Source organism: Streptococcus anginosus (assembly GCF_900636475.1).
Lineage (GTDB): Bacteria > Bacillota > Bacilli > Lactobacillales > Streptococcaceae > Streptococcus > Streptococcus anginosus.
This window is the reverse complement of the sequence record NZ_LR134283.1, coordinates 963,477-978,583: the sequence shown is the minus strand read 5'-3', so window position 1 is coordinate 978,583 and position 15,107 is coordinate 963,477. Positions and strand designations below refer to the sequence as shown.

Genomic DNA, 15,107 nt, shown 5'->3' with positions numbered 1-15,107 from the left:
TTTACTCCTTATTTATTAAATAGATGATAATAAAAACCTTTTCTTTCTATCAATTCAGTATGAGAACCAGTTTCAATCACTTTTCCTTGGTCAAGGACGATAATCTGATTTGTACGCTTTGAAATGCTGAGACGATGAGCAACAAAAATAATGGTTTTGTCGGGTAATTTCATGAGATTATCAATGACTTTTTTCTCTGTTAGAACATCTAATCCACTCGTTGCTTCATCTAAAATGAGAATGGGAGATTTCGTCAGCAGAGCGCGTGCAAGTGCGATTCGCTGTTTTTGCCCACCAGATAATCCAGCTCCGTCAGACAATTCTGTCTGGTATCCCATGGGCATTTGTTCGATATCTGAACGAATTTCTGCAATTTCACAGGCACGAAGAATGTCTGATTGAGAAACTGTTTGATCGGCTCCTAATGTGAGGTTTTCTAGAATGGAGCCGCTAAAGATGTAAGCTTGCTGAGGCAGGTAGTTGATATATTGCCGAAGAACTTTCTTATCAATTGTCTTGAGGTCATTTCCGTTGAGGCGAATTTGTCCTTGATAAGGCTCATAAAAATGAACAATCATCTTAGCAAGTGTTGTTTTTCCCGAACCACTGATGCCGACAAGACTGATTTTATCTCCTTTCTTGATAGTCAAACTAATATCTGATAAAGTATCTCGTCCAAAGCCGTATTTATAGGAGACGTTATGGAAAGTAATGTCTCCAGCTAAGAATCTTTTCTCCGTAAGGACTTGCTTGGTTTTGAATTCGGATTCTACCAGATAAACTTCATTCAGTCGATGATTGGCAACTTTAGCTGATTGCAGTTTGGTTTGAAGATTGATAATACTTTCAAGCGGACTAGTAAAGTATGAAAGGAGAGTATTGAAAGTAATCAGCTGACCAATTGAAATCTTTTGAGACATGACTAAAGAAGCTCCAACCCAGAGAATGACCACATTCAAAATAAGTTGTGCTCCTTGTTTGAGTGCTGTCTGCATAATAGAATATTTACTTAACTTGAAAGTCTTATCCAGATAATCAACAAACTCGCTATCAATCTTTTGGTAACGGCTTTCTTCGCTGGTTAAAGATTTAATGGTTTCAATTCCGTTGATATCTTCGATAATGGCAGAATTTACCATAGCATTGCTTTGCATAACATCGTTATTCATTTTTTCAAAAGGCTTCATAAAAGCAAAAATAATGAGAGCGTAGATAGGAATTGCAAGCAAGGTGAGTAAAAAGAGATTGGTATTTTGCAGTAAAAGAACATTGCCGACAATCATCACAATGGACAAATCAAGAAAGAGAGACAGGATAGTTGAAGCTAGAGCATCAATAATGGAGTTGGCATCTGTAAAACGAGAAATAATCTCCCCAGTGCGTCTCGTCGCAAAAAAGGACATTGGTAATTCAAAAATATGCCGAATATAAGACAAAATCACATCAATTGTTAATCGTTGACTGAGCACTGTTAGCAGGTAGTCTCTTGAAAAACTCATCATTTGCTGTAAGATGTAGGCAATGATAAGCCCAATTGAAATAATCCCAAGAGTTGATTTCATCTGATTTGGGATGTATTCGTCCAAAACACCTTGCAGATAATAGGAGCCCACAATGTTGATGAGGGTCACGAGCAAACTAGCTAAGACAATATAAAAAATCAAAGAACGCTGTTTAAAGATGAGTGGTAAAAAGCTAGCAAGCCCGTTCTTCTTATCCTTATGAGGTTTATAGCTAGGTTTCGGTGCGAGAAAGATAGCAACACCAGTCCAATCTTTTGCAAATTGTTCTTTGCTAATCTTAGTTATAAATTGTTCTTTGCTAATCTTAGTTATTTTGACAGTTGGATCAGGATCACCGATAAGCAAGTGCTTTTTCTCGTTTTTATAAACAACATAATAGTGCTGAAGGTTGCCGTTTTTATTGATATGTACGATGAAAGGATAGGGAAGCTCTTCTGTATCAAACAATGTCATATCTGCTTGGATTGGTCGGGTTTCAAAGCCCATTTCTTTTGCTGCTTTGACAATTCCAAGTGCAGTTGTCCCTTCTTTGTCTGTCTTTGCGAGCTCTCTCAAGTGTGCTAAAGAATAATTTGAACCATAGTATCTAGCAATGGAAGCCAGAGCAGCAATACCACAATCTCTAGCATCTATTTGCGGCACAAACGATTTTTTTAAATTCACTATAATGTTTTCCTTTCGTTTTGTAATGTTATTTTCTCAAAAAACGCAAGAAAAAGAGCATTTTAATCTTAAATGGTCGTTCTGATGTCTTAAATGATTAAAAAATACCATTCAAGATGTCAAAGCTACTGTTTAAGAATTTAATGTTTACAAAACCAAGAAAATAGTTATATTTAAATGATGTTCAAGATAATTTAAATTGAACAATTTTAAAAGTCGATTTTATAAATTGAAAGAGGAAAATCTGATGGTAGAGATAAACTGGTTTTTAGGTGGCAAAGAGAGACGAGATGAAGCAGTCACTATTGTTGACGATCTGCTTTCAAATTTGACGAATCCCGATTTGAAGAAAGTCTTGTTATCTTATCGTGAAGAGTTGAAAAAGCAGGAAATAGCAACTCCATTTATATTAAGTCGTATGAATCTTGCTCTTTTTCAAAAGCTGATTGAGAAAAATATTCATTTATCAGAAGTTCAGTCTAATCAGTTGAAGAGATTAAGAAGTTTATCAAATATACGGTATATATTTTAACCTAGCTAATATAAGCCTATATAAAAATGCATTAGAACACGAATAATAACTTTTTCATTGCTTCATATAGACAGTTTGATTTGTAACAGTAAATAGCAATCTCTTAGTGATATGATTAATTACGTCTGTGAAATGATGTACTGGAAACGTAAAAAATGAGATGATTAGAAAGTAGGAATATATGACTTATTTAAAGAAACTACAACTATGGATTTTAGGTGGCTTAATAGGAACCTTGCTTTTAGACTATTGGTCACACGATTTAAAGCAGCTTTATGCTATTGTTGCGACTTATGTGATGAGTTCAGCCTATACATTTATCTGCATAAAAATATTGAAGTTTAATGAGAGGCTCACATTGCTGTCGGCTGTTATGTTGTCGGTTGTAGTGATGATTGTTTGCTTATATTTTTTACCTCAATTTATCCTATAAAAATGGAAGACTTTTATTAAGGTAAGAATAAATCAAAAAGTGGAGAATACCATGAAAGTAATTTATAAAAATCAAGTAGCTAATGTTTGGAAAATTGGTAAGGAAACTGAACAGCCTGATTGGGTGAAAGCAGCTTTTGCTAAAAATTATTTATATTGGTTGGATGATCATTTTCGGATTTTAATGGCAGGACTAAATCCTTCTACGCTAGAAAATTTAAAAATTGGCGCAGTTGGAACAGTAGGCGGTGGATTTGCTGGTTATGGCATGTATGTGCTAGGGTATATTGATGATTATTTGGATGTAACCAATCACCGAGTCGTCTCTCAAAAAACATTTGAAAAAGAGTATCATGTTCAAGAAAATTTTAAAATAAATTGATTTTTTATCACTTTTTAGCAGACTAGCTGAGATAGTTTTACCATTCAGGGGATCAGAGCTATCATTTAGGATTTTTTTTAATGAACTAGAATTATTAGTTTATACTGTATATATATAATAAAGGAAGTTGAAAATAGTTAATGATTCTGTTTATCATATCTTGTTATTTTTTTATTCTTCCTATATAATGAGGTATATAAGTTAGGAGAAGTGCGTGAGTAAAAAGACAATAATTCTTTGTTTGATTGGTTGCTTTATGATATGTGGTGTGTTGGTGTTAAGTGCTGTGCACTTTGGGCAAGCTAGAAAGCCACATCATACGAAGGTAGCTAAAAGTTACACAGTTAGTCAAGAAAAGAAAAAAAGTTCGTCAAAAGAGTCGAAACCAGCAACTACTCGTGTTCCAACAAAAAGTATGGAAGAAAAGCAGAAAGTCATGGAAGCTGATTTGCCTGTAATGGGAGCTTATGGTTTGTATTATGATTATGCCAATCTAAATTTGGTTCAAGTCGTACAGGCGTATCTAGATGAGATGGGAATTGATCATTCACAAGTTGCATTTTCTTATAAGGATTTAACGAGTGGGCAAACCTATGCTATGAATGAGACGCAGCCGATGACAGCAGGCTCAACTTACAAATTGCCATTAAATATGTTGGTCGTTGATGAGGTAGAAAAGGGAAATTTATCACTAACCGAGCGGTTTGATATTACACATACTCGCTATGAATATATCGGTGAACACAATAATTACGTAGCGGCATTTAATGGGACAATGAACATTCCTGAGATGCAGGAATACTCTCTTCTCTATTCTGAAAATACACCTGCTTATGCTTTAGCGGAATGCTTAGGTGGCTTGGATAAAGCCTATACGATGTATCAGCGCTATGGAAAAGGAAAGGGCGAGATTAAGACAATCAACCAACAGAATCAAACAACGACGGATTATTATATTCAGGTGTTGGATTATCTTTGGAAACATCAGGAAAAATATAAAGATATTTTGTATTATATCGGTGAGTCTTTTCCAAATGAATACTATAAACGATATGTAAGAGACATTCCAATCTACCAAAAGCCAGGTTATGTTGCAGAGGCATTAAATGTAGACGCAGTTGTGTGTGAGGAAAAGCCTTATTTGATTGCCCTTTATACAGCAGGACTGGGAGGAACGACTTCAGAGAGTGATGAAATCAGCGGTGTTGGTATTACGCAAGTTGGGCAATTGGCCTATGTCATCAATGAATGGCATCGAGTGAATATAAATTAAGATACATATATTTATGTGTCAAAGGACACATTGTAAAAAGAACAAATTTCAGAAAAATGTAAGGGCTCTCTTTAAGATTGAAGCCCTTTTGTGTTATAATAAAAGCAGAATGTAAAAAAAGGACCACAAGGATATCATGATTAACAAAGAGCATTATCGTTACATTAGGGAACATCCTGCTTTTGAAAATTTACCAGTTGAACATTTTGATAAAATAGCGGTTGAGATTCAATTTCGTAAAGTACCAAAAGGACAGATTATTTTCTTTTCTGGCGATAAACGAGAGCGACTTTTTTTGATTTATAAAGGCTATGTTCGCATTGAACAGTACGACCAGACAGATTCATTTAATTACATTGATTATGTGAAAGAAAATACCATGTTTCCTTATGGTGGTATGTTTGAAGATGAGACTTACCACTATTCTGGCGTATCTGTGACAGATTTGGAATATTTTTCGATTCCTGTTGACTTGTATGAATATTATTCTAAGCAAACTATAAAGCAAACGTTATTCATTACACATAAGTTGTCAAATATTTTGCGTTTCCATGAATTACGCTTGCGAAACTCTGTTTTGGCTAGTGCGACAGAGCGAGTTATTCAAGCGATTTCAATTTTATGTATTGATTTTTGCCAAGATAGAGATGATATTCCTTTTGCACTTAGTATGAAAGAACTAGCTAAACTAGGTGCAACTACTCGTGAAACAGTTAATCAAGTGTTGAAAAAATTAACAGAAGAAAACATTATTCAATATAAACGAAAGAAACTAGTCTTTTTGGATAAAGAATACTTTTTAAAATATTTTGAAGATATGTAATGCAAAAGAGGGCGAAATTGTAGTAGAAAACGCAATTTCTTGTCCTCTTTTTCATTTAGACAAATATGAGCTTAAGAATTTGATTAATTTCTAAAAAATAATTATTCATAAAACCAATAAAATGCATAAAATATTTATAGAAAGCGTTTTATTTTGAAATAATATTTGAATTTCTTTTAAAAAAAGCAAAGGATTTGGCATTTTGAATGTACAATTGATTGTGAAAGCGCAAACAAAAGATATTACAATATAACATGTAAATAGAACTTAAGGAAACTTAAGTCACAAAGAAAAAGAGGAGGACATAAGATGTCTACACATCCTATTCATGTTTTCTCAGAAATAGGAAAACTGAAAAAAGTTATGCTACATCGTCCTGGTAAAGAGTTGGAAAACTTGATGCCGGATCACTTGGAACGTCTGCTTTTTGACGATATTCCATTCTTGGAAGACGCTCAAAAAGAACATGATGCTTTTGCAGACGCTCTTCGTAAAGAAGGTATTGAAGTTCTTTACCTTGAAAAGTTGGCCGCTGAATCATTGACTTCTCCAGAAATTCGTAACGAATTTATTGAAGAATATCTTGATGAAGCAAATATTCGCGGGGCACAAACAAAAGTGGCTATTCGCGACATTCTTCATGGTATAGAAGACAACCTTGAATTGGTTGAAAAGACAATGGCAGGTTTCCAAAAAGCAGAATTGCCAGAAATTCCTGAAGAAGCTAAAGGATTGACCGACTTAGTAGAATCAGACTATCCATTTGCTATTGACCCAATGCCAAACTTGTACTTCACACGTGACCCATTTGCTACAATTGGTAATGCGGTGTCATTGAACCACATGTACTCAGATACACGTAATCGTGAAACACTTTATGGTAAATACATTTTCAAATACCACCCAGTATATGGTGGCAATGTTGACTTGGTTTATAACCGTGAAGAAACAACTCGTATCGAAGGTGGAGATGAACTTGTTCTTTCTAAAGATGTTCTTGCAGTAGGTATTTCACAACGTACAGACGCAGCATCTATTGAAAAACTTTTGGTCAATATCTTTAAGAAGAATGTTGGCTTCAAGAAAGTGATTGCATTTGAATTCGCTAATAATCGTAAATTCATGCACTTAGATACAGTCTTCACAATGGTTGACTATGACAAGTTCACGATTCACCCAGAAATTGAAGGCGACCTTCGCGTTTACTCTGTTACTTATGAAAATGAAAAACTTCATATTGCAGAAGAAAAAGGCGATTTGGCTGAATTGTTAGCTAAGAATCTTGGTATTGACAAAGTTCATTTGATTCGTTGTGGTGGTGGAAATACTGTTGCTGCTGCTCGTGAACAATGGAACGACGGTTCAAATACCCTTACAATTGCACCAGGCGTGGTAGTGGTATATGACCGTAACGTTGTTACCAACAAGATTCTTGAAGAATACGGACTTCGTTTGATTAAGATTCGCGGAAGTGAATTGGTTCGCGGTCGTGGTGGACCTCGTTGTATGTCAATGCCATTTGAACGTGAAGAACTTTAAGATTAGAAAGAGGAATAATTAGAATGACAAACTCAGTGTTCCAAGGACGCAGCTTCTTGGCAGAAAAAGATTTTACACGTGCAGAATTAGAATATCTTATCGGTTTAGCAGCTCATTTGAAAGATTTGAAAAAGCGCAATATTGAACATCATTACTTAGCAGGTAAAAATATTGCTCTCTTGTTTGAAAAAACTTCAACTCGTACTCGTGCAGCTTTCACAACAGCAGCGATTGACCTTGGTGCTCATCCAGAATACCTAGGAGCTAACGACATCCAACTTGGCAAGAAAGAATCTACTGAAGATACTGCTAAAGTATTGGGACGTATGTTTGATGGAATTGAATTCCGCGGATTCAGCCAACGCATGGTAGAAGAATTAGCAGAATTCTCAGGTGTTCCTGTATGGAATGGTTTGACAGACGAATGGCATCCAACTCAAATGTTAGCTGACTATTTGACAGTTCAAGAAAACTTTGGTCGTTTGGAAGGCTTGACTCTTGTCTACTGTGGTGACGGACGCAATAACGTTGCAAACAGCCTTCTTGTAACAGGTGCTATCCTCGGTGTGAATGTGCACATCTTCTCTCCAAAAGAACTCTTCCCAGCTGAAGATATCGTGAAATTGGCAGAAGGATATGCGAAAGAAAGTGGCGCACATGTCTTAATTACTGACAATGCAGATGAAGCTGTTAAAGGTGCAGATGTCCTTTACACAGACGTTTGGGTATCTATGGGTGAAGAAGACAAATTCGCAGAACGTGTAGCCCTTTTGAAACCTTACCAAGTAAATATGGACTTGGTTAAGAAAGCTGACAATGAAGATTTAATCTTCTTGCACTGCTTACCAGCTTTCCATGATACAAATACTGTCTATGGTAAAGATGTTGCTGAAAAATTCGGCGTTGAAGAAATGGAAGTAACTGACGAAGTATTCCGCAGCAAATACGCTCGCCAATTTGACCAAGCTGAAAACCGTATGCATACTATTAAAGCAGTTATGGCAGCAACTCTTGGTAACCTTTATATTCCAAAAGTATAATTTAAAACCAAAACCGTTTACCAACAGCTATGAGGGCTGCGACTAATAGCTTTAGTCCAGTCCTCATTTTTAATAGTGCTCGTTTCTATTGTTATTACTAAATACTAAAATAGAAACATAATACAAGAATAACTCTAAGGAGGCTCATTATTTATGGCAAATCGGAAAATCGTTGTGGCTTTGGGAGGGAATGCCATCCTTTCATCTGATCCGTCAGCAAAAGCACAACAAGAAGCATTAGCAGAAACAGCAAGTCATCTTGTAAAATTGATTAAAAATGGTGACGACTTGATTATCACTCATGGAAATGGACCGCAAGTTGGAAATCTTTTATTGCAACATTTAGCGGCAGATTCTGAAAAAAATCCAGCGTTTCCGCTTGATTCGCTCGTTGCAATGACAGAAGGAAGTATCGGCTACTGGTTGCAAAATGCTCTTCAAAATGCTTTACGTGAAGAAGGTATTGAAAAAGAAGTGGCTTCTGTTGTGACACAAGTCGTGGTTGACAAAAATGACCCAGCTTTCACAAATTTGAGCAAACCAATCGGACCATTCTACACAGAAGAAGAAGCAAAAGCAGAAGCTGAAAAGAGTGGAGCTACTTTCAAAGAAGATGCTGGACGTGGCTGGAGAAAAGTGGTTGCTTCACCAAAACCAGTTGGAATCAAAGAAATTGAAACCATTCGTACGCTTATCAATGCAGGACATGTCGTTGTGGCTGCTGGTGGTGGCGGCATTCCTGTTATCAAGGAAGACAACGGTCATCTTGCCGGCGTAGAAGCAGTAATTGACAAAGACTTTGCTTCACAATGTCTGGCTGAATTGGTCGAAGCAGATCTTTTCATTGTCTTGACAGGTGTGGATTATGTCTATGTCAACTATAATAAACCAGACCAAACCAAGTTAGAGCGTGTTAATGTAGCTCAGCTTGAAGAATACATCAAGCAAGAACAGTTTGCACCAGGAAGTATGTTGCCTAAAGTGCAAGCAGCTATTGCCTTTGTAAATGATCGACTAGAAGGCGAAGCTGTCATTACTTCTCTTGAAAACTTAGGTGCTTTAATTGAGTCTGAAAGCGGAACGATTATTGAAAAGGGATAACAGAGTGTTATCATTTATAAGTTTAAGACTGTAATAAAACTTTTTAAAACAATGTTAGTGTTTCCTATTTTTAGATTTGCTTTCTTTTGATCTATTTTACTGTTGTGAAATGATAATTTTTTTGGAAATTACTAGTTTTTTCCAGATGAATATGTTAAAATATAGTCAAAGGAAGCGCTTTCTGAAAATGGGATTCGGTTAAATTTTTACAATTTGTTACATTTAGGAGGAAAACAAATGAGTGAAAAAGCAAAAAAAGGGTTTAAGATGCCGTCATCTTATACCGTTTTGATGATTATCATTGCCATTATGGCAGTATTGACCTGGATTATTCCAGCTGGTCAATATGATGCTGATAAGTCTGGTAATCTAATTACAGGAACTTATAAGACTGTTGCTCAAAATCCACAAGGGATTTGGGATGTCTTAATGGCTCCAATTCGTGCTATGCTTGGGAAAGAACCAACTTCAGCAGCGATTGACGTTTCGTTCTTTATCTTGATGGTTGGTGGTTTCCTTGGAGTAGTCAACGAAACAGGTGCTCTTGATGTAGGGATTGCTTCCATCGTCAAGAAGTACAAGGGTCGTGAAAAGATGTTGATTTTAGTCTTGATGCCTTTGTTTGCTCTTGGCGGATCAACTTATGGTATGGGTGAAGAAACTATGGCTTTCTATCCACTTCTTGTGCCAGTTATGATGGCAGTAGGATTTGATAGTTTGACTGCGGTAGCTATTATCCTTCTTGGTTCTCAAATTGGATGTTTAGCTTCTACTCTAAACCCATTTGCTACAGGTATAGCTTCTGCGACAGCAGGTGTGGGTACTGGTGACGGTATTGTTCTTCGGTTAATCTTCTTTGTTGTGATGACAGCACTTGGTACGTATTTCGTTTATCGTTATGCGGATAAGATTCAAAAAGATCCTACAAAATCTTTGGTTTACAGCCATCGCGAAGAAGATTTGAAACACTTTAATGTAGATGCAGTTGCTAATGTAGAATCTACTCTTAGCAAGAAACAAAAACAAGTGTTGGTACTCTTTGTCTTGACCTTTGTTCTTATGATTATGAGTTTCATTCCGTGGACGGATTTGAACGTACATGTCTTTGAAAACTTCAACAAATGGTTGGTTGGCATTCCTGTAATTGGTAAAATTGTGGGTACATCAACTTCTGCATTAGGTACTTGGTACTTCCCAGAAGGAGCAATGCTTTTTGCAGTTATGGGTATTATCATTGGTTTTGTTTACCGCATGAAAGAAGATCGCTTCATCACTGTATTTATCAATGGTGCAGCTGATTTGCTTGGTGTTGCACTTATCGTAGCTGTTGCTCGTGGTATTCAAGTCATCATGAACGATGGTATGATTACGGCTACAATCCTTCACTGGGGTGAAGTAGGACTCAAGGGTCTATCATCTCAAGTATTTATCGTATTGACTTACATTTTCTATCTGCCAATGTCATTCCTTATCCCATCAACATCTGGTCTTGCCAGTGCAACAATGGGTATCATGGCACCTCTTGGAAAATTCGTCAACGTTCCAGCAAGCTTGATTATCACTGCTTACCAATCTGCTTCTGGTCTTTTGAACCTTGTTACTCCAACATCTGGTATCGTTATGGGAGCACTTGCTCTTGGACGTATTGATTTGGGTACTTGGTGGAAATTCGTTGCAAAATTGGTTGCGGGAATCTTTGTAGTAAGTATTCTACTTCTTATTTTAGGAACTTTCTTATAATAAGAAATTAATGAGGTGTTCTCTATGAAACAATTTTTAACCGAAAAAATTAAGTCTGATTATTTAGAATCGCTGAAAACAATCGTTTCCTACCCGTCAGTTCTTAATGAAGGGGAAAATGGGACACCTTTCGGACAATCTATTCAAAACGTCTTAGAAAAAATGCTAGAGATCACTAGGAGTTTAGGTTTTAAAACTTACATTGATCCTAAAGGCTATTATGGATATGCAGAAATCGGTCAGGGAGAAGAACTCCTGGCCGTTCTCTGCCATTTAGACGTTGTTCCAGCGGGAGATTTGTCCGATTGGGAAACTCCTCCATTTGAAGCAACTATAAAAGATGGTTGGATACATGGACGTGGGGTGCAAGATGATAAAGGTCCGTCCCTAGCTGCACTTTATGCTGTTAAAGCATTGATGGATGCAGGTGTGACATTTAACAAGCGGATTCGTTTCATCTATGGTACAGACGAAGAAACTCTGTGGCGCTGTATGGCTCGTTACAATGAGCTGGAGGAAACAGCGACTCTTGGTTTTGCACCGGATTCTTCTTTCCCGCTGACTTATGCTGAAAAAGGTTTGCTGCAGATTAAGTTACATGGTTCAGGTTCACAAGAACTTGCTATTGAAGCAGGAGAAGCCTTTAATGTTGTACCTGCAAAAGCAAGCTATACGGGAAATTTAGCAGATTCATTAGAAGCTGAATTGAAAAAACAGGCTTTTGAATACGAACGAACTGCAGATACAGTAACAGTCATTGGTGTCCCTAAGCATTCAAAAGATGCAGCTGAGGGAGTGAATGCTATTGTACGTTTGACAACAGGACTAAATCCGCTTATTCAACACTCTGCCATTCAATTTATCGCTGAAGCAGTTAGGGAAGATGCTACAGGCAGCCGCTTGTTTGGTGAAATTTCAGATGAGCCTTCAGGAACTTTGTCATTCAATGTTTCTGGATTAAGCTTAGATCAGGACAAGTCTGAAATTCGGATTGACATGCGGATTCCAGTTCTTGCAGACAAAGATAAATTAGTACAGGAATTAAGCCAACTTGCTGAAGAATATCAATTGCGTTATGAAGAATTTGACTATCTTGCACCATTATATGTGCCGCTTGATAGTGAATTGGTCAGCACGTTAATGGCTGTCTATAAAGAAAAAACAAATGATAATAGTCCTGCTGTGTCCTCTGGTGGTGCTACATTTGCTCGCACCATGCCAAATTGCGTGGCCTTTGGCGCACTTTTCCCTGGTGCTTTGCAAACAGAACATCAAGCGAATGAACGAACTGTGATTGACGATCTGTATAAGGCAATGGATATTTATGCTGAAACGATTTATCGGTTGGCTGGGAAATAGTTAGAAGAAAAAAGCTGAGAGTGGACGAAAATGTCCATTCTCAGCTTTTTCATACTTAAAAAGGTTATTCTTTACTAAAGAAGAACGGGGGTGCAAATTGTTTTAATTTGTTAAAACAGTCTTGTGCTTTTTGATTGTCCTCGCAGATAATCAAGCAGACATCATCACCGCAGACCGTTGCGACAATTTCGGAAAATTCTAGAGCATCTAAGATAGAGCCGAATGATTGTGCCAATCCAGGAAGAGTTTTCATGACAACTTGATGTTGAACAGGACGCAACATAATCAAGGCATCTTCCATATAGAGACGCAGGCGTTTTTCCCAGCGTGAAGGTGCCATGCTATTGATAATATAATAAGAAATATCTGCTTCGTGTACTTTTACTAAGTTCAAAGCTTTAATGTCTCGAGAAAGTGTGGATTGCGTCACTGTAACGCCATTTGCTGAAAGCAAATCTTGTAATTCTTGTTGTGTGTGAATTTTTTTCTCTAGGACAAGCGAGCGAATGAGTCGATGACGGCTTTCAATTTTATTCATATTTCACCTATTATTTTATAAACATAGCATCTCCAAAGCTGAAAAAGCGGTATTTTTCATCAATGGCATGCTGATAAGCAGAGAGCACTAATTCTCGACCTGCAAAGGCTGAAACGAGCATGACGAGAGTGGACTTTGGAAGGTGGAAATTGGTAGAAAAAGCATCTACGATTTTCCAATCGTAGCCAGGTTTAATAAAGATGTTGGTCCAACCGGAGTCTGCTTTGATTTCCCCATTAAATTTTGAACCGATTGTCTCTAGTGTACGGATAGAAGTTGTTCCGACCGCTATAACACGTTTCCCGCTGGCTTTGACCTGTCGAAGCGTGTCAGCTGCTTCTTCAGACAGTGTATAGAATTCTGAATGCATCTCATGTTCGTCCACATTATCTACAGAGACAGGACGGAAGGTTCCTAGACCAACATGAAGCGTCAGATAGACTAATTTCACACCTTTAGCTTCAATCTGAGTCAGCAGCTCTTTGGTAAAATGAAGCCCGGCAGTAGGAGCAGCCGCTGAGCCATTTTCTTTAGCATAAACAGTCTGATAGCGTTCACGGTCTTTTAATTTTTCATGAATATAAGGCGGCAAGGGCATTTCGCCCAGACTTTCAAGCACTTCCAAGAAAATCCCTTGGTAATGGAAACGTACAATTCGTCCACCGTGTTCTAATTCTTCTAAGACAGTTGCTGTTAAGCGCCCGTCACCAAAAGATATAGCTGCTCCGACTTTTAAGCGCTTGGCTGGTTTCGCTAGCACTTCCCAATCATCTCCTGCGATGTTTTTCAACAGTAGTAATTCAACATGTCCGCCTGTTTCAGGCTTTTCACCATGAAGGCGTGCTGGCAAGACGCGCGTATCATTCATAACCAAAGCGTCTCCGGGATTTAATTGGTCGATAATAGCGTCAAAGTGAGTATCTTCCAGTTGACCAGTTTCGTGATTGACGACTAAAAGGCGGGAAGCATCTCGCTTTTCTAAAGGTGTTTGTGCGATTAACTCTTCTGGTAAATGAAAGTCAAAATCAGCAGTATTCATACATTCTCCTTAAGCTGTAAATAAAATCCATAATGAATAACAAGAAGCAACAAGTGGCAGGCACATGAGTAAAATGCCTAAAATCAATAGGGTATAATGCCACATTCGCTTGGTTTTGAGAAGAAGTGCAGTTATGACAAAAGCAACTCCTAACAAAAATAAACAGAATAAATAGACTAACATTCTTCTATTATAACACGATTTTTCGTGCAAACAAGCTCGGATTCTTTAAAAAGGGACAAATTCTCTTGACAAAAATTGGTCTATACCATATAATATAATTAAATAAGGAAAAGGAGTTTAGCGATGAGAATTATTCAAGTGGAAAATCAAGTAGACGGTGGTAGAGTAGCCTTTGAATTATTAAAAGAAAAATTAGCGAAAGGAGCTAAAACGTTAGGATTAGCGACAGGTAGCAGTCCTTTGAGTTTTTACGAGCAAATTGTTGAAAGTGACCTTGATTTGTCAGGCTTAACCAGTGTGAATCTAGACGAGTACATCGGGCTAAGTGGAGAAAATCCTCAGTCATATCGCTATTTCATGCAGGAGCATTTATTTGATAAAAAGCCATTTAAGGAAAGCTTCTTGCCAAATGGTGTTGCAGAAAATGCGGAAGCAGAAATCAAACGCTACAATCATGTTCTGGCAGAGAATCCTGTTGATTTGCAAATTTTAGGAATTGGCACTAATGGTCATATTGGGTTTAATGAACCAGGGACGAGCTTTGATAGTACTGTTCATGTAGTGGATTTGGAGAAATCAACCATTGAAGCCAATGCTCGTTTCTTTGACCAGATAGAAGATGTGCCAACTCAAGCTTACTCAATGGGCATTCAAAATATTCTCAATGCAAAATCCATTATTTTATTTGCTTATGGTGCTTCAAAAGCAAAAGCGATTGCAGGAACCGTGGAAGGACCGATTACAGAAGAACTACCAGGAAGCGTCCTTCAAAAACATGAAGATGTTGTCATTATCGCAGATAAAGAAGCTTTAAGCATTTTGAAAAAATAAGAATCTATTTCCTATCTAATTTTTAGGTAGGTTTTTTGACATTTTGAAAAAAGTTCGTTATCTTATGGATAAAGTGTGCTATACTAGAAGATAAGTGAGAACTTAGGAG

At 37.3% G+C, this 15,107-nt stretch carries 14 protein-coding genes; 11 read left to right on the top strand and 3 right to left on the bottom strand.

Features of this window, described 5'->3' with window-relative positions:
- Positions 1 to 8: 8 nt before the first annotated feature.
- Positions 9 to 2,186, bottom strand: a complete 2,178-nt coding sequence (locus EL079_RS04735; protein WP_003030689.1) for a peptide cleavage/export ABC transporter — start codon at positions 2,184 to 2,186, stop codon at positions 9 to 11.
- Positions 2,187 to 2,433: 247 nt separating this feature from the next.
- Between EL079_RS04735 and EL079_RS04730 the strand changes: the two genes are divergently transcribed.
- The 10 genes from EL079_RS04730 to EL079_RS04685 all read left to right on the top strand — a co-directional run bounded on the left by EL079_RS04730 (position 2,434) and on the right by EL079_RS04685 (position 12,407).
- Positions 2,434 to 2,718, top strand: a complete 285-nt coding sequence (locus tag EL079_RS04730) for a bacteriocin immunity protein (RefSeq protein ID WP_003030694.1) — start codon at positions 2,434 to 2,436, stop codon at positions 2,716 to 2,718.
- A 181-nt stretch (positions 2,719 to 2,899) separates the two neighbouring features.
- Entirely contained in the window at positions 2,900 to 3,151 is a 252-nt protein-coding gene (locus EL079_RS04725; RefSeq protein ID WP_018543435.1) for a hypothetical protein, read from the top strand.
- Between the two features lie 51 nt (positions 3,152 to 3,202).
- The gene (locus EL079_RS04720; RefSeq protein WP_003030698.1) at positions 3,203 to 3,532 is read left to right on the top strand and encodes a hypothetical protein; all 330 of its coding nucleotides are present in this window, start codon (positions 3,203 to 3,205) and stop codon (positions 3,530 to 3,532) included.
- A 214-nt stretch (positions 3,533 to 3,746) separates the two neighbouring features.
- Positions 3,747 to 4,805: a serine hydrolase gene (locus EL079_RS04715; protein ID WP_018543436.1), complete on the top strand. Its 1,059-nt coding sequence runs from the start codon at positions 3,747 to 3,749 to the stop codon at positions 4,803 to 4,805.
- 136 nt (positions 4,806 to 4,941) lie between these two features.
- A complete protein-coding gene (locus tag EL079_RS04710; protein WP_018543437.1) occupies positions 4,942 to 5,628 on the top strand; it encodes a Crp/Fnr family transcriptional regulator in 687 nt (228 codons plus the stop codon).
- Positions 5,629 to 5,937: 309 nt separating this feature from the next.
- The gene (arcA, locus tag EL079_RS04705; protein ID WP_003028185.1) at positions 5,938 to 7,167 is read left to right on the top strand and encodes an arginine deiminase; all 1,230 of its coding nucleotides are present in this window, start codon (positions 5,938 to 5,940) and stop codon (positions 7,165 to 7,167) included.
- Positions 7,168 to 7,190: 23 nt separating this feature from the next.
- The gene (gene argF, locus EL079_RS04700) at positions 7,191 to 8,207 is read left to right on the top strand and encodes an ornithine carbamoyltransferase (protein WP_003025410.1); all 1,017 of its coding nucleotides are present in this window, start codon (positions 7,191 to 7,193) and stop codon (positions 8,205 to 8,207) included.
- Positions 8,208 to 8,360: 153 nt separating this feature from the next.
- Positions 8,361 to 9,308, top strand: coding sequence for a carbamate kinase (gene arcC / locus EL079_RS04695; protein WP_003031893.1), 948 nt, complete (start codon positions 8,361 to 8,363; stop codon positions 9,306 to 9,308).
- Positions 9,309 to 9,545: 237 nt separating this feature from the next.
- Positions 9,546 to 11,048, top strand: coding sequence for a YfcC family protein (locus EL079_RS04690; protein ID WP_003031884.1), 1,503 nt, complete (start codon positions 9,546 to 9,548; stop codon positions 11,046 to 11,048).
- A 24-nt stretch (positions 11,049 to 11,072) separates the two neighbouring features.
- Positions 11,073 to 12,407, top strand: a complete 1,335-nt coding sequence (locus tag EL079_RS04685; RefSeq protein WP_003031838.1) for a dipeptidase — start codon at positions 11,073 to 11,075, stop codon at positions 12,405 to 12,407.
- Positions 12,408 to 12,471: 64 nt separating this feature from the next.
- Here EL079_RS04685 and EL079_RS04680 read toward each other — a convergent pair whose 3' ends face one another.
- On the bottom strand, positions 12,472 to 12,945 hold the full coding sequence (locus EL079_RS04680; protein ID WP_003031885.1) for an arginine repressor: 474 nt from the start codon (positions 12,943 to 12,945) through the stop codon (positions 12,472 to 12,474).
- 10 nt (positions 12,946 to 12,955) lie between these two features.
- On the bottom strand, positions 12,956 to 13,984 hold the full coding sequence (gene queA / locus EL079_RS04675) for a tRNA preQ1(34) S-adenosylmethionine ribosyltransferase-isomerase QueA (protein WP_003031869.1): 1,029 nt from the start codon (positions 13,982 to 13,984) through the stop codon (positions 12,956 to 12,958).
- A gap of 306 nt (positions 13,985 to 14,290) precedes the next feature.
- Between queA and EL079_RS04670 the strand changes: the two genes are divergently transcribed.
- Positions 14,291 to 14,998 carry a glucosamine-6-phosphate deaminase gene (locus EL079_RS04670; protein WP_003031845.1) on the top strand — a complete coding sequence of 236 codons (708 nt, stop codon included), beginning with the start codon at positions 14,291 to 14,293 and terminating at the stop codon, positions 14,996 to 14,998.
- Positions 14,999 to 15,107: the final 109 nt, after the last annotated feature.

Coding starts and splice junctions, on each gene's coding strand:
- EL079_RS04730 (WP_003030694.1), top strand. CDS start 2,434: ATGGTAGAGATAAACTGGTTTTTAGGTGGCAAAGAGAGACGAGATGAA.
- EL079_RS04725 (WP_018543435.1), top strand. CDS start 2,900: ATGACTTATTTAAAGAAACTACAACTATGGATTTTAGGTGGCTTAATA.
- EL079_RS04720 (WP_003030698.1), top strand. CDS start 3,203: ATGAAAGTAATTTATAAAAATCAAGTAGCTAATGTTTGGAAAATTGGT.
- EL079_RS04710 (WP_018543437.1), top strand. CDS start 4,942: ATGATTAACAAAGAGCATTATCGTTACATTAGGGAACATCCTGCTTTT.
- arcA (WP_003028185.1), top strand. CDS start 5,938: ATGTCTACACATCCTATTCATGTTTTCTCAGAAATAGGAAAACTGAAA.
- argF (WP_003025410.1), top strand. CDS start 7,191: ATGACAAACTCAGTGTTCCAAGGACGCAGCTTCTTGGCAGAAAAAGAT.
- arcC (WP_003031893.1), top strand. CDS start 8,361: ATGGCAAATCGGAAAATCGTTGTGGCTTTGGGAGGGAATGCCATCCTT.
- EL079_RS04690 (WP_003031884.1), top strand. CDS start 9,546: ATGAGTGAAAAAGCAAAAAAAGGGTTTAAGATGCCGTCATCTTATACC.
- EL079_RS04685 (WP_003031838.1), top strand. CDS start 11,073: ATGAAACAATTTTTAACCGAAAAAATTAAGTCTGATTATTTAGAATCG.
- EL079_RS04680 (WP_003031885.1), bottom strand. CDS start 12,945: ATGAATAAAATTGAAAGCCGTCATCGACTCATTCGCTCGCTTGTCCTA.
- queA (WP_003031869.1), bottom strand. CDS start 13,984: ATGAATACTGCTGATTTTGACTTTCATTTACCAGAAGAGTTAATCGCA.
- EL079_RS04670 (WP_003031845.1), top strand. CDS start 14,291: ATGAGAATTATTCAAGTGGAAAATCAAGTAGACGGTGGTAGAGTAGCC.